We start from the raw sequence: 16,796 nt of genomic DNA, 5'->3' as shown, positions 1-16,796 counted from the left end.
CCTTAGTTAAATAAATTACTTCGTCATGTTCATGTTAGCGATGTCCTTGAGAAACCTCTCATAACCCATGGACTCAATGGCCTTAACGACATCCTCGCCACCTACATGCACGATTGAGCCCCTTGCCATTACCACAACCCTCGTGGGTTTAACGTAGTGCAGTATTTCCGCGTGGTGCGTAGTGACAAGTATTGCTGTTCCTCCCTGGGCTAGCTTCGCAATTGACCTGCCTATTATGGCTATGCCATCTACGTCAAGCCCCGAGTCTGGCTCATCAAGCATGGCCACCTTGGGCTTGTACATTAGGAGCTGAAGCATCTCGGCCCTCTTGGACTCACCACCACTGAACCCAGCGTGTACACCCCTCGATAGGTGCTCGGGTTTTAGGCCGAGCTCAGTTGTTAACTTAGTCATCTCAGCAATGGCCTGCGGTGATGGTGGATCCGTAATGTGCTTACCAGCCCTTTTATTGAGCATGGCCGTTATTAAGGTCGATAACCTAACCTCCGGTACAGGCGTTGGACTCTGAAGAGCAAGCAAAACACCCCTCTGAACCCTCTCCTCTGGGTATAATTTCAGTATTGATTCGCCATCAAGCCTAATATCGCCATTAACCACGTTGTACCTTGGATGACCGGCTATTGTTAGAAACAGTGTTGTTTTACCACTACCGTTTGGCCCCATTATGGCCACAACCTCCCCTGACTCAACGGTTAGGTTAACATTGTTTAGTATCCTCTTACCATCAACCTCAACACTTAGGTTAATTACCTCAAGTCTTGTCATTATTGGTCACGTAGCTTCTGTGACACTGATTAAAAACTTTTCGGCAGTGTCTATGTAACCCAACCATGAGAAAGCTTAATAACAATGTAAAAACAGAATATTTAAGAGAATAATCATGAGCAGGAACGGAGTTAAACTCGAGATCTCAAGGACCGAGGAGATCTCAAACATACTGGGTCACGCTAAACCAATTAAGTGGAACGTTGAACTCCGGGGCAGGATCACCAGGGACGTCGTGGAGGAGATCAGTAGGATTAAGGGTGAGCCTGATTGGATGAGGAGGCTTAGGCTTAGGGCCCTGGAAATGTTCGAGAAACAACCCTGGCCCAATTGGCTTCCGCTAGAGGGAAACATAGACCTTGAGTCCCTAGTGCTCTACGCAAAACCGAATGTTGAAAGGGCTAGGTCATGGGATGAATTACCCAGGGAGCTGAGGGAGTACTACGAGTCCCTCAAGATACCTGAACTCGAGGCCAAGGTTTTGTCTGGGGTTATTGGGCAGGTTGATGGAGGCGTAGTTTATGAGAATGTTAGGAGGGACCTAGAAAAGGCGGGCATCATTGCCATGAGCATGGATGAGGCCGTTAAGAAGTACCCAGACCTAGTAAAGCAATACTTCGCCAGGGTATTCCCACCTGAGTATAAGTTCGCGTCACTTAACATAGCGCTTTGGGGCGGTGGCGTGTTTGTTTATGTACCGCCGGGCGTTCATATTAAGACCCCATTGGAGCTAGTCATATTGATAAGTAGCGCTGGTGTTGGTCAGTTTGAGCACTCTCTCATTGTTGTTGGTGAGAATGCCAGCGCCGAATTCATTGTTGCCTGCGCCGCTCCAATGTTCACTGGGCTTAGCCTTCATGATGGCGTGACCGAGGCATACGTACACAGGGGCGCCAGGGTTAGGTTCGTGGACTTGAAGAACTGGAGTAAAGACGTTATTTACTTCGGCAATAATAGGGCCATTGTAGAGGAAAGCGCCAGTGTTGACTGGGTGAGCGGTTCCCTGGGCGGTAAGGTGACGATCGTGTACCCAATGAGTATTCTTAAGGGCATCAATGCAAGGACTACGATAACGAGTGTCGCCCTTGCCAATGGGCCGACGTGGAAGGAGGAGGGCGCCAAGGTATTCCATAGTGCTCCACACACGTACAGTAAGGTTGTTAGTAAGGGCGTTAGCCTTAACGGTGGTACCTCGGTTTATAGGGGGCTTGTTTACGTTAGGGAAGGAGCGAGGCATTCAAAGTCCTCAGTCAGTTGCGAATCACTAATACTAGATGATAGGTCCCGGGCTTACACGATACCCCATGAGCAGGTCTTTGAGGATACGGCCACGGTAACACACGAGGCATACACAGGCAGGTTAAGCGAGGATAAGTTGTTCTACCTGCGTAGTCGTGGGTTAAGTGAGGAGGAGTCACGTAGTTTAATGGTCCTTGGTTATTTCCATGACGTGATGATTAACCTACCTGTGGAGTACATGTCAATATTTAATAGGGCCATTGAGCTGGAGCTTTCGAAACTCGGTGGTGTTGGTTAAATGCAGTTCATTGTAAATTAATTCCTGGATCCGGTTTTTAAAATACCCATAGTGCAGACACTCGGTGACACTGATGGTTGGTGAATCAACAGAGTCTTTGAAGTCCGTTATTGAGAAAAGCTCCGTCGAAGAACTACTTGGACCAGAAATGGAGAGATTGCCCTGGGAGGCCGTCATTAAGGGCAGGATAACGAAGGACATGATTGAGGAAATTAGTCGAATTAAGGGTGAGCCTGATTGGATGAGGAGGCTTAGGCTTAGGGCCCTGGAAATGTTCGAAAAATTACCAGAACCGAGGTGGTTACCTATTAAGGAGGAGATTGATCTGGAGTCCCTAGTCCTATACGCAAAACCCAATGTGGAGAAGGCTAAGTCATGGGATGATGTGCCGAAGGAGATTAGGAAATATTACGAGGCCCTGGGTATGCCCGAACTCGAGGCCAAGGTATTGGCTGGATTACTCGGCCAATTTGACTCAGAGGTTGTTTACCTTCACGTAAAGAAGTATCTCGAGGAGAAGGGCGCCGTGGTGACTACAATGGATGAGGCAGTTAAGAAGTACCCAGACCTAGTAAAGCAATACTTCGCCAGGGTATTCCCACCGGGCGAGCATAAGTTCTCCGCTCTACACATTGCCTTGTGGAGTGGTGGCACATTCGTCTACGTACCGCCAGGCGTCAAGCTTGACATGCCAATAGAGTCCTTCTTTCTAATAGGTAGTTCTGGGGAGGGTCAGTTTGAGCATTCATTAATAGTCGCTGATGAGGGCGCGAGCGTTGAGTGGCTTGAGGGTTGCGCAGCCCCTGTGTATAAGGGCTTCAGCTTCCACGATGGTATGGTGGAGGGTTACGCGGCAAGAAACGCCCACCTAAGGATCAACACAATACAGAACTGGAGCAGGAACATAATTAACTTTAATAATAAGAGGGCTGTGGCCATGGAGAACTCAACCGTTGAGTGGGTTGAGGGTAGCCTTGGTAGTAAGGTTAGCTATACGTACCCAAGCACAGTGCTTAAGGGTGAGGGTGCGAAGACAAGCATAATAGGTGTGACCATAGCCAACGGCCCATTCTGGAAGGAAAATGGGGCTAAGGCATACCATGACGCACCAAGGACGTCAAGCAAGATAGTCAATAAGAGCGTGAGCATAAACGGGGGTACAGTAGCGTATAGGGGGCTTGTCTATGTTAGGGAGGGAGCTAAGTATGCCAGGTCCACGGTATCCTGCGACTCATTAATCCTCGACGACAAGTCTAGAGCGTACACAATACCCCACGACCAGGTCTTTGAGGATACGGCCACGGTAACACACGAGGCATACACAGGCAGGTTAAGCGAGGATAAGTTGTTCTACTTACGCAGTCGTGGTTTTGACGAGGGGACTGCCAGGAGCCTTGTTGTGCTTGGCTTCATACAGGACATTACGGTGCGCCTACCCACTGAGTATGCAATGACGCTTAACAGGATTATTGAGCTTGAGTTTGGCAAGTTATCTAAGGTTGGATGATTTAAATACCCAGTCCGGTTTGGTGATTTTAATGAGCATTAAGTGGTTCAGTGAATTAAGGGACAGGGCAAGGGAGCTAGCGCAGAAAATACCCTATCAGCAAATCAGGGACTCACCATCAGTCAAATACTACACTGACTGGAACGCCTTTGAGAGATGTATTGAACCAAGTCCAGGTGTGATTGCTGACTCACCCACAATTAACCTACCCACTGAATTAAATGTAGTGTCGATGAATGGTATCGTAAGCACTATAAACACCCCAGGAGGCATCAACGTAATATCTCTCGAAGAACTCAATAACGAGTTAGGCAAACTAATCCTTAAGTCCATTGACATTTCGGAGTCCAAAGCATTGGCTAGGCACGCAGCCAACCTAGTTGGTGGTGCATACATTGAGATCGATAATGACCTGGACAAGCCGCTCAAGATAGGGATTGCCGCGGCAACGAAGAGCCCCGTACTGCTGCCTACCCACTATACCATACTTGTGAACGACAACATCAAGGCGTCACTAAGCCTATTCATGCTTGGAGCTGGTGGTTGCCCATCAACGACTGCGGAGATTTACCTAGGCGAGGGCTCAAGACTTAACATACTTACTGTGGGAATGCATGAGCAGGTACCATCCTATGCATTAATCAAGGTTATTATGGGTAACGACGCCGAGATAACCGCAAGAACCCTCCTAATCGGTGGCGCCATGAACCACCATAGGGAGGACTACGTACTACAGGGCAGGAACTCCAGCATCAATCACTTGGGTCTTGAGGTTGGTTATGGTAAATCAAGGATTGATTACCAAGTGAATATAATGCACACCGGCGAAAAAGGAACAAGTTACTCAAGGGTTCTAGGAATAGCCAGGGATAAGTCCTTCGTAATACATAGGGCGTTGGGCAGGATCACGGATAGCGCCAAGTGGAGCGACACCAGTGTTGAGGGTAAGGTATTCATAATGAATGAGGGCGCCTACGCGGCCTCAGTACCCATAATCATGGTGGACACGGGCGACGTGAACGGCGCAAGGCACAGCGCAGCCGATGCCTCACCAGACGAGGACCAGGTAAACTACCTCAGGCTCAGGGGAATAGGTAGGGATGAGGTTACGGACTTAATAATTCATGAAATGATCTCCCAATTCATAGAGTCCCTACCCACCGAGTATTCAGCGGATGCAGAGACCCTAAGATCACTAATAATGAGCAGAATACTGGCTAAGCCTCAGTGATCCCATGCACGGCCTCAATGCATGCAAACCCATAGTTCTCAGCCTCAGTCAACCCAACTGACCTGGGTTCCTCGAAATAATCACCAACGCCTCTGGATAGCACTGCAATGGCCCTATCATTTACGGAAAAACCTAGGGACCCCAGTACCTCCTTAAGTTCATGAATCGTATAGAAATGAGCCACGGTGTAGAATCTGTGACCCCTCCTGCCCAACTCCATGTAGTACCTACCGTGCTCGCTATTCCTCGGCACAATGCAGGTAATCAACCTACCACTGGGCTTAAGAATCCTGTAAACCTCCGCGAGGGTCTTCCTCGGGTTATCGAGAAAGCATATGGTTACCACAATGACTGCGTAGTCGAATGACGAATCCCTGAGCGGCATGGACTCGCCAACACCAACAAAAACATCAACACCTCTATCCCTAGCTAACTCGGCCATTGCCATGGCGGGCTCTAGACCAATTGGTATACCAACCCTACCTGCAAAGAACCCACTGCCGACACCGATTTCAATACCGAGACCGCCAGGCACTAGCATTGAGACTGCCCTAACCTCGGACTCGGCCGTGTTCGCGTGCTTCATGTACCAATTATCGTAGTCCCTGGCATACCTATTGAATATTGGTATTGATGACATGGTTATTACCCATACGTGTCAAGGGTTATCTCAGCAACGTCATAACTATACTCGGAAATCCTCCTGATGCTCTCCACAATCATCATCAACCTACCACCCACGTCTACATGAAGGCCGCTGCCATAAATCGACTTAATAACCTCAATACTCTTACCCCTCATGTTAACCCTCCTATCCAGGACCTCCATGGCATCATTGACATCGCCATTTATGAAGGCTATCACGGCCTCCCTAAGGATATCAGTGGAATTCAGGCCAAGTTCAACCACACTATTTGAGATGTGTAGCTCACTAAGTTTGCAGCACATTTGATGCGCCTCACCTATTATTTGCGCGATCCTCCAGGCGTGGTCACCAGCCCTCTCTATGGACTTGGAAACCATCAACGTGTTAACGAGCTCCCTGGAACTACCGGCCCCTAGCTTCGAAAGGATCGACTGATCGGTGATGCCCATCATAACCAACCTCTCAATGAGTAGGTACAGCCTGTCAACCTCATTATCCCTATTAATTATATCCTCAGTTTCTATACCTGATCCCCGTAGTATGTCCAGGGAGTCCCTAAGCATGCCAAGTACGGTAAGCATCATCCTATTTATCAATCTCTTAATCGGTATCTCGGGTATTGGTGTTACGAACCTAAGGACAAGGTGGTCACTACTCTCCTCAATAACCTCAGCCCCGGAAATCCTCTCCCTAACCAATTCCTTAATTTCGTCCTTAACATCAGCATAACCACCGAACTTAACCCTAACCTCATCAATGCCCTTAAGGTACTGTGTAATCAACTTCCTAAGCACGTAGTCAGGGTTATCCCTATCAACCTCAATGACGTTGTTGGCGCCGGAACCACGGACAGTGCGTCCCAGGGGTATCACAGCCACGTGATCACCCATGAACCTAAGAAGAACGTGGGAACCAGCACCAATGCCCAGTGCAGAGACCCACTTCTTGGGTATTGTAATGGCTATTGAAGACCTACCCGAAGCCACAACCTTCCTAACCTCCTCCTCAACCACACGTATAAGACACTAACCCTTAATTAATCTTATCAATAATAAGGATACAATGCTAAGGATATTAATCACGGGACAACCAGGCGTGGGCAAGACAACACTGATCAAGAGGTTGGCTGATCACGCAAGGTCAATGGGCATTGGAATTTATGGCTTCATAACCACGGAGGTCAGGGAGGGCGGTTCAAGGATTGGCTTCAAGATAATCGACATTAACAGCGGCAAGGAGACTTGGTTAGCGCACGTTAGCCTATTTGCCGGCGGACCAACGGTCGGTAGGTACAACGTCAATTTAAAGGCCATGGATGAAGTCGGGATACCGGCAATCAGGGCAGCAAGCCCAGGTTCACTACTGGTTATTGATGAGATCGGTAAGATGGAACTAATACACAACGGCTTCCTGAGGACCCTTGAGGAGACTGTAAATAACGTTCACATCCTCGGCACAATATACATGGCCTACAGGACCAATAGGCCCGTGGCATCCTTCGTGAGCAAGTACGGGTTTAGGGTCATTACGTTAACCAAGGTTAATAGGGACCAGGTACTCAATGATTTAACCAGGGAGTTAGATAAGGAGATCAAGCCGGTACAGTGATTATGGGGCAATAACCATTAATAATGATCACAAGGTATGTTTTATATTTAATGATAAGGCATAGTTGCGGCGAAGTACCATGTGGCCTGGGTGGAGGATCAGGTTACTGAGGCGCTTGGACATTGTATTGACTGTGTTCGAGTTAGTCCTGAGTATAGTATTTCTCTCAATATCCTATGTTACTGGGAACCCATACCTCAGGGGTGTTGGTGTTGGGTTAGTGATTGCCTGGGTAACGAGTGCGATAGCGCATGTAATCAAGGCCAAGGCCCCTGGAATTAATTAAGGCCTTTTAAACACCGTATTCACGGACTAGCCTGGCCATGTATCCATCAATAACCTCGTAAATACCTCGCTCAACTTCCCTAACCATGTACATGTTAACCAGGGCCTTTAGGCCCGTGGTGAAGGTCTTATCATCTATTGAATGCCCAATTAGGGATTCAGCAAGTCTCTTAATCTCAATCCACCTGGCCCTACTCAACGTGGCCAACGCCCTGTAAGTAACTAACTCATACCTGCCCAACTTACTGAGTTCATCCTTAATAACCTCCCTGGCAATGCTCCTCAGGGCCTCCATGGCCTCTGGATGGCTCTTACCACTCGACCTGAGACTTCCGTAGTACGTTAACCAACCAACAATGCCGTCAAATTCATTTACTGCATTCTCAATCTCGATGTCACTAATATTAATGCCACAGTTCCTCGAGCTAATTCTCAGGAATTCAATGGACTGTTCCCTGGTGAAGGGCCTAAGCTCAAATCTAATCAATGGTCTGCCCAGGGACTCGGGGCTCTTCATTATTAGGCGTGTGGTACCAACGAGAGAACCGCTAAAGATAAACCTAACCCTGGACTCGTTATAAGCCACGGAGAGAAGAGAGGGAAGCTTCGGACTAATTATGTTCTGAACCTCGTCAATACCAATAACAACATCGCCCAACTCCCTGATCAAGCCCTCAATAATTACCATGGGCCTTCTCTCAATATCTAACTGAAGCATGGCTAGGTTAAGCTTAACCCTAATGTTCAGTCTCTTAACCTCATCAATGAGCCTAAGTCCAAGGCCCTTAAGCCCCATTATTGTTGATACATCAATATAGATACCACCGAGTTCATTAATCACAACCCTCATAACCGTAGTCTTACCAACCCTCCTAGGACCAAGAATGACAGGCCAAAAGCCGCTATTCAATAAGCGTTCAACCTCATTAATCACATCATCCCTACCAAATACAAAATCCCTACTAACCTTAGGCCTAGTGTCAAAGAATCCGCAGGAAACTGGTGACATACCAGTAACTGGTGGAACACCAGTTTTATATCCCTTACCAAGCACATTATTGGGTCTATGCATGAAATAACGCATTAAACTAGGATTACCCTAACACCGACTTTCCCAGCCACATCAGCTTGGGCATCATCACTGGTTATAAGTTCCATATTTTGCTCCAGGGCTAGTACTATGAATATTGCATCGTACACAGTGATCCTGTACTTCACGGCAAGTTCAAGGGCCCTTATTACGTACTTTCTTTGATCAATTATTGGTATGGCCTCCTCAAGTAAGGTCCTCATGATGGTAAGTACGATATTATAGTCCACCTCGCCCCTGATAATCTTCCTCCACAGTGCATTCGCTACCTCTTTAATGGCTAAATCAACCGTCATCACGCCATCCAACATTAAATCCCTAACCCTTTCCCAACCGGTCTCGCGGGTGAAGTACTTTATAAGGGCTGATGAGTCAATGACCCTCACGATCCTCCCTCACAGAGCCCACTGAAAACCCCTCCTCACTCGGTTTAATATTTTCCAACAGCTCATCCCACATGGAGACATACCTCCTAATCTTAACCTTCAACGCAAGGTCCTCAAGGAACCTCCTAACCTCCTCATTAACATCAATACCACCCTCCTCAAGCAATCTCTTAACCTCCTCCCTAACCCTGACGCTGATTACCGTAGTTGTCAAGTAAATCACCAATCATCTTACTAACCAATATACATACTTATAAACTCATCTGTCTACAATACTGTAGACATGACAAGGAACACCATAAACATCCTAGTTTAATTTAACTTCTCAATTAATTAAGAAACAACCCATAGACAAGAATAAAACACGCAAATAGGCATGAAGCATATGGTGCTACCCAGGTGGGTTTGGGACTATATTAGGACAATAATGGAGGGCGGATCATACGCCGAATTAAGAGGCTGGTTTAGGGACCCAGTTGCGCCGAGGCACTCGGTTAGGCCAACGGTGTCCGAGGTCTCATCACCATGCCCAACAAAACGCGACGCGTACCTAAGGCGTGTTGCTAAAATACCCATGGAAGACACGGAGATCCTAAGGCTCGGTAGATTAATTCACGAGATCTTCCTAGCCCCATTTAGGGAATCAATACCGCTCTCTCAACTAGACAGTAGGTTTGAGAATATCCTAAATGACTACGGTGAACTAGGTAATAAGTACAAGACGCAGCTCTATGAAATCTACACCAAGGCAATTACCTTGGCACTCAATGCCCGCGATGAAGGAATACCAACCAGCGTTGAACCATCAATACCAGGCGCCCCAATTGGCCTCTCCGACGTCGTTAAGCCAGACATACTCGTAGGATTCATACCAATGGAGTTAGTGACCTCATCACCAACGGAGGAATTAATTAGCAGGAAGGATATAGCGGTTACGGCATATGCACTAGCCATAGAGGCCTGGATCGGCCACCCAGTGGACATCGGCATAGTACTCCACATAAGTATTAACGGCAAACTAAGATTCACCTGGAGGGTAGTTAAGATAGACGACACATTGAGGAGGGCCTTCCTAGACATGAGGGATGATGTGGCTAGAATCATTGAGCATGGAGATGACCCAGGACCAGCAAGTTCTTGCCCGAAGACCTGCCCATTCTATGGTGTCTGCCATGGTTAACGAAGTATACATAACAGACCCAGGGACGAGGATAATCGTCAGGAAGGGTTCAGTGATAATAATAGGCAAAGACGGAAACAAGCAGGTGCTGCCGCCAAACACGGAGGAGGTAATAATCGCAACATCAAGGGCCTCAATAACAACAAAGGCAATTGGGATCCTGGCCATGAAGGGCATAAACCTAGTCCTCCTAAACTCATTTGGAGACCCCGTGGTAACAATGCTACCGCCGGTTATTAACAAGACCGTAATGACTAGGGTTAAGCAATACGAGTTATTCCTAAACCATGAATTGAGACTTGAGTTAGCCCGCAGACTAATTGCATGTAAGATTGAGAACCAGGCAAGGCTTGTCAGGTACTTCGCCAAGAGCCGTAGGGAACCAGCGCTAAATGACATTGCCTACTCAATATCATCAATGACAACGCAACTGATATCCATGGAAACCAGTAAGCTAAACCCAGAGGTTATTGAGGGCATCGAGGCACAGGCAGCCAATAAGTACTGGGACGTAGTGGCGTCACTATTGCCAAGCCAATTGGGGTTCCACGGCAGAGACCCAGAGGGTACTGACCCAGTGAACCTAGCCCTAAACTACGGCTACGGAATACTCTACTCAACCATGGAAAGATACCTAATAATGGCTGGATTGGACCCATACCTAGGCGTGCTCCACACAATAAAGAGCGGGAAGCCATCACTGGTCTTCGACACCGTTGAGGTATTTAGGCCAGTAGCCGTGGATAAGGCATTAATAATCGATGCAGACAATATAAAACTAAGTATAATTAACGGCTTCCTGGACTACGACTCAAGGAAGGCGGTGGCCAGGTTAATACTCAATAACCTAAACAGGGACTACATAAATCCACGAACAAGTAGAAAATCATCACTAACCGAGATAATGAAACACGAGGCTTGGTACCTAGCCTCAATGATTAGGGATGGTAATGTGAAGGATTACGAGTGCTTCACTTGGGTGTTCTAAATGTACGTACTGATATCATACGACATAAGCAATAATAGGAGGAGACTCGAGATAATGAACAAACTAAAGGCAATGGGCTACGTAAGGGTACAAAGAAGCCTATACATAGCAAGGGGCGGCAACGCCCTAGCTAAAGACACCGCCAGAGCACTAACAAGACTCATGGATAGGGAGGACTCCGTGGTAATACTGATCATTGATGGGCAAACCCTGAATAATGCAATAAAATTGGGCACGGCAAACCTAGCCATACCAAGCGAACCAACGGTGATATGATGGACTACATACCAATAAGCATGATAAAGGAATACACCTACTGCCCAAGACAGGCATACCTAAAGATAATGATAATGAAGGAACCACCAACCGAGTCCATGAAGTATGCGAAGCAGGTATCAAATACGGAGAATGTAATAAAGTCCATAAGAGAACAGGGAATAGAGGGAGAGGTAAGTCTAGAGGTGCCCGTGAAATCAGCAAAACTCGGCATAGTGGGCAGGGTAGATGCCGTGGTAGTGAATAAAAACAGGGCAGTAATAATAGAGGCAAAATTGAATATAGGGAATAAAAAGAAACTATATACAAGGTATAGCCACGTACTGGCACAGGCAACAGCATATGCAATGGCCCTTGAGGAAACAATGAAGGTTACCGTGGATAAAATAATAATCATAAACCAAGAAAAAGAAACAACAATAACAATAAGACCAACTCCAAACCTAAGAAAATGGACAGAAAGAACGATACAGGACATGAGAAAACACATACAAAACCAAGAACCACCACCAAAAACCACAAACAAGGCAAAATGCAAAGCCTGCTACTTCAAGGATATATGCCCGCCCTAATCATAAAAATATCCTCTCTATTCTCTTTAGAGAATATCTTGAGCCGCTGCCGATCCGCTGAACTCCGCGTTGATTATGACCTTCTATTCTCTTTAGAGAATATCTTATTGCGTTTCTGGTGAATGTGGGTTTGCTCACGGAGATTTATCCTTCTATTCTCTTTAGAGAATATCACAAAATACAAAACATTCATTATAGAGGGCAAACTCCCACCCTTCTATTCTCTTTAGAGAATATCATTGGATGCTTATTATCCCTAGTAAGCGTTATGACGGCAATGATCTTCCTTCTATTCTCTTTAGAGAATATCGAAGAGGGTATTGTATCAGTAGCTAATGTGCAATCACTCATCCTTCTATTCTCTTTAGAGAATATCAAGCTCACTGAAGAGCGTCTTCAACTCAATCACCTCCAACACACCTTCTATTCTCTTTAGAGAATATCTCATTAATTACGAAAGAAAACGTGAGCTGAATAGGGAACCTTCTATTCTCTTTAGAGAATATCTTGGTAATGCCTCAGTGGGTTGGTAAGCCAAAGAAGGTTTTCAGCGACCTTCTATTCTCTTTAGAGAATATCAGACTCGTAGGTCGGTCCTATCAATGCTTCACCTTGGGCTTCCTTCTATTCTCTTTAGAGAATATCTGGGAATGGCATCGTCTACATCATCTACGTGACACCGTACGTATTCCCTTCTATTCTCTTTAGAGAATATCTTCGCATTGCTTGTCTACGCCGTGGTTGAGGGCAGGGAGTTCCTTCTATTCTCTTTAGAGAATATCCTGTGACTGGCGTAGAGTCTGTAGAGCTCTTTCTTGGGTAGTGTGTCCTTCTATTCTCTTTAGAGAATATCGTAAGAATTACCTACTGGATTGATAAGGTGGTGATCAGAACCTTCTATTCTCTTTAGAGAATATCACGCGGAAACGTGGAAGTACGGATAGGCAGACTCGCACTTACCTTCTATTCTCTTTAGAGAATATCCAGGGTTGGTAACCTTGAGGGTAAAGTCGCAATGATTATTACCTTCTATTCTCTTTAGAGAATATCACCTCAACGCCATTAAAGAAAAAATCACGGCGAACGCAACCTTCTATTCTCTTTAGAGAATATCTTGAATACGAACCCCACGGCTCTCTCCCCATCACTGTCCTCAACCACCTTCTATTCTCTTTAGAGAATATCAAGCCACAGCAATCCACAACCACCATGAATGATCACTTCAACCCTTCTATTCTCTTTAGAGAATATCTTAATGAACAAAATAACGAGTCTCGTTATTAGGATTGGAAAGACCTTCTATTCTCTTTAGAGAATATCTGAACCCGTGTAATCCACGTAATACGTCACATCACCATTCCTTCTATTCTCTTTAGAGAATATCTGGGATTACAATCCCGCTTAAGGAATTGGCGTACATAGGGTCCTTCTATTCTCTTTAGAGAATATCTTATTAATCACGCTGCGTTACGCGACGCAGAAATTATCCGTGACTAACCTTCTATTCTCTTTAGAGAATATCAAGAGGAGACGTCAATGAACTAACGCCATTGGGCGACATATCCCCCTTCTATTCTCTTTAGAGAATATCGCGTTATGGAGATGATAAGCTGATGGATATGCTTTATGAATTATCCTTCTATTCTCTTTAGAGAATATCGCACTACCGTGACGACAAATTAATTGAAATGTTGAATGAACTATCCTTCTATTCTCTTTAGAGAATATCTGGGCAGCACAATGTCCGTGTTCCTAACCTCCACGCCAATCCTTCTATTCTCTTTAGAGAATATCGTACTTCAGCACATACACGTCGTATTGCTACCCAGCAGTCTTCCTTCTATTCTCTTTAGAGAATATCATACAATCCCTTCAATGCCCTTATGTAACTTGGTTCACCATCCCACCTTCTATTCTCTTTAGAGAATATCACTATATCTGTCCGCTAAAAAGAATTGGAATAAGTACATTGCTAGAGGCCTTCTATTCTCTTTAGAGAATATCTTAAGCAAGCGTTCTACGATGCTATGGTAATGAGGGGTAACCTTCTATTCTCTTTAGAGAATATCCGATACGTATAATTATAAGGTTGTTTATAAATCTTTCTTCATACGGGTAAGTTAATTATTGGAACGTTTATGCTCACGAACATTTATGATGCGTTCTTATTCCTATGGTTTATTTGGTGGTTTCGTTATTGTTCCTTTGTTTACATTCAGTTACTCATTAATGTACCTGTTCCTATGAACATTGATTTCATGTTATTCATGATTTTCCATTTCTTGATTATTTGATTTGGTTGTTATGTTCAGTTTCTAAATAACATGGATCTTCCAACGACCATGCATTACGTGTTTAGACCTAAGTCTCATGAACTGCCTTGCTGGGTTTTACTATACCCACGAGCATCATGCCCAACGGCGTTAATTCATAGTGGTGCGCTTTACCCCTTTTCTCATACTTAATCAGTCTCTTCCTAACGAGCTTCACGAGTATTCTCTGTATCTTGGCCATGGACATGCAACCACTCACCTTCTTACAGTCCTTATTGTACTCGTTCAATATGTCCTTAGCCCTATGCCTACCAAGGCCTATTAGCCTAATAACCCTGTACTCATCGAACGCTAAGTCAGCTAACCTGGGTATCACGGGCCAGGGAATAACCCTCTCCTCAACGCTCCTAAACAAGGCCCTAACTGATGGGCTCTCCTCCTCAAGCATTGCGAAGACACTATCCACTGTAATACCCACATAAGGACCCACAGAGACCAGGGCAAGGGCCAGGAACATCAATGCCGTACTAAGCCACCTAAATCCACCAGCCATACCAATAATGACCCTACACGGAGCATAACCCTCAATGAGCGACCTGAGCTTGGCCACACTGGTTACAAGGCCGTCCCTCGGGTCAAGCCAAACATCAACAATATTAATCTCGCTATCCAACTCATTGATAAAACTGTGAATAGCCTCCATGGTATCCATGGGCTGCCTCCTCCTACCACCCCTAAGCACCTCCTCAGGCACAGTCCTAGGCTCACTATTCACGAGAAAAACCACATCACCACCCACAGGCCCGGCCCTAGCCAATGCATGCTTCGCATTACCTGGATAAAGCCCAACACTAACCACCACGCACTTCTTAACACTCAACTTCTCCATAAATTGAGAAGCATCTAAGGAAAACATATATAAAACTGACCCGGTACTTCAGCTAGTGAATATGAACCAACAATCGATTTCCCAAGAGGCTAGAGACTATGTGAAGAGTGCCGCTGATATCGTGAGGATCGTTATACACCGTGAACAAGCATACGATATTCTTGATGAACTGGCCAACAACCCTAAGCTCGAGACCTTAGTCGATGCATTATCTAAAATATCCAGGCTAGTAACCAAGACTTTGAACGACCTCAATGACCTTAAGAATAAGGTGAATAGGGATGATTGTAGGAATGTGATAACTAACGTCATGAATGGATTACAATGGTGGTTTAGGATACAGGATGAATTGTATAATTATCTTAAGAATGTTAAGGATATGCACATTGAAATAAAGCGCTTTGCGGCATATGCATTAGCACCAGATAATAACGTGGTTAAGATTAAAGAGTGTGAAGAAAGTATAAGGAAAAGTATAGGGTGATAACCATGGCCTATTCACCTTACGTTAAGATTACTGGTAGATTTACGGTGGAGGTTTCCGCCCTAACTGGGTCAGGTAATATTGGTAATTATAACCAGGTGGCTACCGCTAAGATAGTTGTTCCAGATGGTAATACATATAAGGTTTATGATGGCGCATCCATAATTACGGGAAATGCCCTTAAGCATTGGCATGCTGTTTATCTTGCTCAGGAGTACGTGAAGTTAGGAGGCTCATTATTAAATATTCTATGCAAGCATGGGGTTGGATTAAGAGGATATAAATATACTGTAAATAAAATGGATGCTGATTCTCTCAAATCTGCTTCTGCTGATAATGAGCAAGATGCCATAATTGACCTTTGTAATGACTTACATGGGTTCTTGATACCTGATAAGCAACTTAAGAGGGATTCACTTATTGAGGTTAGTCATGCCATACCTGTGTTAACTATCGATAATGTTGAAAATGTCGTCAAGTTTGCAGTTCAGCATAATAGGGTTGTTCCTAAGCAGGTCACAAAAGGAGAAAGTGAAGGTATGATGGTGTTTAAGCAGGAATACGTGTCAGGGCCTTTATATGGCTTTGCCATGAGCATGGACCTTGGGTGGGTTTTGAGACCTAGATATGAAGGTAATGGCAGTATTATAAACTTACCTAATAATGCGAATGTTGATGAAGAGAGGAAGAGGAGGATCAGGGCATCAATTTTAGCGGTCCTTAATATGTTGATGGGTAGTGGTTCTAAGCAAGCGCGTTCGTTGCCTATAAGTAAATTGAATGATTTACTTGTTGTGGTTTCCGACGCACCAATACCTAACCTGGTACATGGTGCTTACCCTGACTATGTTAAGCAATCAATCACCATATTAGAGACCTACGCGTCTATCGTAAATGAAGCCAAGGTACACGTTCATTGCTATGGAATAAGCGAATGCAAATCTTCTACTGTGCCTAAAAACATGTCTGTGAAGGTTCACGATAATCTTAAGGATTTATTCAATGATGTTATTAAGGAGGGTGAGGACATGGTTACGGAGCACAAGTAGGCGGTTTCA

General features: G+C 45.3%; 18 protein-coding genes and 1 CRISPR repeat array. Of the genes, 11 read left to right on the top strand and 7 right to left on the bottom strand.

Annotated features, from left to right (window positions below; translation table 11 throughout):
- Window positions 1–15 precede the first annotated feature (15 nt).
- Window positions 16–786, bottom strand: a complete 771-nt coding sequence (sufC, locus tag Vsou_RS07970; protein WP_188603039.1) for a Fe-S cluster assembly ATPase SufC — start codon at window positions 784–786, stop codon at window positions 16–18.
- A gap of 115 nt (window positions 787–901) precedes the next feature.
- On the opposite strand from sufC, the gene sufB (Vsou_RS07965) reads away from it, so the two are divergent.
- From sufB (Vsou_RS07965) to Vsou_RS07955, 3 genes are all read left to right on the top strand, one after another.
- Window positions 902–2,323 (top strand): Fe-S cluster assembly protein SufB, encoded by a 1,422-nt coding sequence (gene sufB / locus Vsou_RS07965; protein WP_188603038.1) that lies wholly within the window; start codon window positions 902–904, stop codon window positions 2,321–2,323.
- A gap of 73 nt (window positions 2,324–2,396) precedes the next feature.
- Entirely contained in the window at window positions 2,397–3,830 is a 1,434-nt protein-coding gene (gene sufB / locus Vsou_RS07960; RefSeq protein WP_188603037.1) for a Fe-S cluster assembly protein SufB, read from the top strand.
- Window positions 3,831–3,861: 31 nt separating this feature from the next.
- Window positions 3,862–5,061, top strand: coding sequence for a SufB/SufD family protein (locus Vsou_RS07955; RefSeq protein ID WP_188603036.1), 1,200 nt, complete (start codon window positions 3,862–3,864; stop codon window positions 5,059–5,061).
- Here the strand turns inward: Vsou_RS07955 and Vsou_RS07950 are convergent.
- Window positions 5,048–5,701, bottom strand: coding sequence for a class I SAM-dependent methyltransferase (locus Vsou_RS07950; RefSeq protein ID WP_188603035.1), 654 nt, complete (start codon window positions 5,699–5,701; stop codon window positions 5,048–5,050). The two genes, Vsou_RS07955 and Vsou_RS07950, sit on opposite strands and share 14 nt — an antisense overlap.
- 5 nt (window positions 5,702–5,706) lie before the next feature.
- The gene (locus tag Vsou_RS07945; protein WP_188603034.1) at window positions 5,707–6,720 is read right to left on the bottom strand and encodes a phosphate uptake regulator PhoU; all 1,014 of its coding nucleotides are present in this window, start codon (window positions 6,718–6,720) and stop codon (window positions 5,707–5,709) included.
- Window positions 6,721–6,769: 49 nt separating this feature from the next.
- Between Vsou_RS07945 and Vsou_RS07940 the strand changes: the two genes are divergently transcribed.
- A complete protein-coding gene (locus tag Vsou_RS07940) occupies window positions 6,770–7,315 on the top strand; it encodes an NTPase (protein WP_054843803.1) in 546 nt (181 codons plus the stop codon).
- A gap of 79 nt (window positions 7,316–7,394) precedes the next feature.
- Window positions 7,395–7,601, top strand: coding sequence for a hypothetical protein (locus Vsou_RS07935; protein ID WP_188603033.1), 207 nt, complete (start codon window positions 7,395–7,397; stop codon window positions 7,599–7,601).
- A 6-nt stretch (window positions 7,602–7,607) separates the two neighbouring features.
- Here Vsou_RS07935 and Vsou_RS07930 read toward each other — a convergent pair whose 3' ends face one another.
- From Vsou_RS07930 to vapB, 3 genes are read right to left on the bottom strand one after another with little or no spacing between them, the layout of a single operon-like run.
- On the bottom strand, window positions 7,608–8,672 hold the full coding sequence (locus Vsou_RS07930; protein ID WP_264890691.1) for an AAA family ATPase: 1,065 nt from the start codon (window positions 8,670–8,672) through the stop codon (window positions 7,608–7,610).
- Window positions 8,673–8,683: 11 nt separating this feature from the next.
- Window positions 8,684–9,076, bottom strand: coding sequence for a type II toxin-antitoxin system VapC family toxin (locus tag Vsou_RS07925; protein WP_188603031.1), 393 nt, complete (start codon window positions 9,074–9,076; stop codon window positions 8,684–8,686).
- On the bottom strand, window positions 9,063–9,299 hold the full coding sequence (gene vapB, locus Vsou_RS07920; RefSeq protein WP_229709778.1) for a type II toxin-antitoxin system VapB family antitoxin: 237 nt from the start codon (window positions 9,297–9,299) through the stop codon (window positions 9,063–9,065). Before vapB ends, Vsou_RS07925 begins: the two co-directional genes overlap by 14 nt.
- A gap of 162 nt (window positions 9,300–9,461) precedes the next feature.
- On the opposite strand from vapB, the gene cas4a reads away from it, so the two are divergent.
- From cas4a to cas4, 4 genes are read left to right on the top strand one after another with little or no spacing between them, the layout of a single operon-like run.
- Window positions 9,462–10,256, top strand: coding sequence for a type I-A CRISPR-associated protein Cas4/Csa1 (gene cas4a / locus Vsou_RS07915; RefSeq protein ID WP_188603030.1), 795 nt, complete (start codon window positions 9,462–9,464; stop codon window positions 10,254–10,256).
- Window positions 10,249–11,244 (top strand): CRISPR-associated endonuclease Cas1, encoded by a 996-nt coding sequence (cas1, locus tag Vsou_RS07910; RefSeq protein ID WP_188603029.1) that lies wholly within the window; start codon window positions 10,249–10,251, stop codon window positions 11,242–11,244. Before cas4a ends, cas1 begins: the two co-directional genes overlap by 8 nt.
- The gene (gene cas2, locus Vsou_RS07905) at window positions 11,245–11,520 is read left to right on the top strand and encodes a CRISPR-associated endonuclease Cas2 (RefSeq protein ID WP_188603028.1); all 276 of its coding nucleotides are present in this window, start codon (window positions 11,245–11,247) and stop codon (window positions 11,518–11,520) included. It abuts the gene before it with no gap.
- Window positions 11,520–12,092, top strand: coding sequence for a CRISPR-associated protein Cas4 (gene cas4, locus Vsou_RS07900; protein WP_229709777.1), 573 nt, complete (start codon window positions 11,520–11,522; stop codon window positions 12,090–12,092). Before cas2 ends, cas4 begins: the two co-directional genes overlap by 1 nt.
- 13 nt (window positions 12,093–12,105) lie before the next feature.
- A CRISPR array of direct repeats spans window positions 12,106–14,161; the repeat unit is 25 nt; unit sequence CCTTCTATTCTCTTTAGAGAATATC.
- 292 nt (window positions 14,162–14,453) lie between these two features.
- Here cas4 and Vsou_RS07895 read toward each other — a convergent pair.
- Window positions 14,454–15,254 (bottom strand): CopY family transcriptional regulator, encoded by an 801-nt coding sequence (locus tag Vsou_RS07895; protein WP_188603027.1) that lies wholly within the window; start codon window positions 15,252–15,254, stop codon window positions 14,454–14,456.
- Between the two features lie 61 nt (window positions 15,255–15,315).
- Here Vsou_RS07895 and Vsou_RS07890 point away from each other — a divergent pair, with 61 nt between their 5' ends.
- Together Vsou_RS07890 and cas7a are read left to right on the top strand one after the other, a co-directional pair.
- Window positions 15,316–15,738: a hypothetical protein gene (locus Vsou_RS07890; protein WP_188603026.1), complete on the top strand. Its 423-nt coding sequence runs from the start codon at window positions 15,316–15,318 to the stop codon at window positions 15,736–15,738.
- A gap of 5 nt (window positions 15,739–15,743) precedes the next feature.
- Complete coding sequence (cas7a, locus tag Vsou_RS07885) at window positions 15,744–16,787, top strand: type I-A CRISPR-associated protein Cas7/Csa2 (RefSeq protein ID WP_188603025.1); 1,044 nt, start codon at window positions 15,744–15,746, stop codon at window positions 16,785–16,787.
- Window positions 16,788–16,796 lie beyond the last annotated feature (9 nt).

This window comes from Vulcanisaeta souniana JCM 11219 (assembly GCF_026000775.1).
In the GTDB taxonomy this organism is placed as follows: domain Archaea; phylum Thermoproteota; class Thermoprotei; order Thermoproteales; family Thermocladiaceae; genus Vulcanisaeta; species Vulcanisaeta souniana.
The sequence above is the reverse complement of the archived record's forward strand: the minus strand, read 5'-3'. Positions and strand labels throughout refer to the sequence as shown.

Excerpts from the sequence above, each read along its gene's own strand:
- sufC (WP_188603039.1), bottom strand. The coding sequence starts at position 786 with ATGACAAGACTTGAGGTAATTAACCTAAGTGTTGAGGTTGATGGTAAG.
- sufB (WP_188603038.1), top strand. The coding sequence starts at position 902 with ATGAGCAGGAACGGAGTTAAACTCGAGATCTCAAGGACCGAGGAGATC.
- sufB (WP_188603037.1), top strand. The coding sequence starts at position 2,397 with ATGGTTGGTGAATCAACAGAGTCTTTGAAGTCCGTTATTGAGAAAAGC.
- Vsou_RS07955 (WP_188603036.1), top strand. The coding sequence starts at position 3,862 with ATGAGCATTAAGTGGTTCAGTGAATTAAGGGACAGGGCAAGGGAGCTA.
- Vsou_RS07950 (WP_188603035.1), bottom strand. The coding sequence starts at position 5,701 with ATGTCATCAATACCAATATTCAATAGGTATGCCAGGGACTACGATAAT.
- Vsou_RS07940 (WP_054843803.1), top strand. The coding sequence starts at position 6,770 with ATGCTAAGGATATTAATCACGGGACAACCAGGCGTGGGCAAGACAACA.
- Vsou_RS07935 (WP_188603033.1), top strand. The coding sequence starts at position 7,395 with ATGTGGCCTGGGTGGAGGATCAGGTTACTGAGGCGCTTGGACATTGTA.
- Vsou_RS07930 (WP_264890691.1), bottom strand. The coding sequence starts at position 8,672 with ATGCATAGACCCAATAATGTGCTTGGTAAGGGATATAAAACTGGTGTT.
- cas4a (WP_188603030.1), top strand. The coding sequence starts at position 9,462 with ATGGTGCTACCCAGGTGGGTTTGGGACTATATTAGGACAATAATGGAG.
- cas1 (WP_188603029.1), top strand. The coding sequence starts at position 10,249 with ATGGTTAACGAAGTATACATAACAGACCCAGGGACGAGGATAATCGTC.
- cas2 (WP_188603028.1), top strand. The coding sequence starts at position 11,245 with ATGTACGTACTGATATCATACGACATAAGCAATAATAGGAGGAGACTC.
- cas4 (WP_229709777.1), top strand. The coding sequence starts at position 11,520 with ATGGACTACATACCAATAAGCATGATAAAGGAATACACCTACTGCCCA.
- Vsou_RS07895 (WP_188603027.1), bottom strand. The coding sequence starts at position 15,254 with ATGGAGAAGTTGAGTGTTAAGAAGTGCGTGGTGGTTAGTGTTGGGCTT.
- Vsou_RS07890 (WP_188603026.1), top strand. The coding sequence starts at position 15,316 with ATGAACCAACAATCGATTTCCCAAGAGGCTAGAGACTATGTGAAGAGT.
- cas7a (WP_188603025.1), top strand. The coding sequence starts at position 15,744 with ATGGCCTATTCACCTTACGTTAAGATTACTGGTAGATTTACGGTGGAG.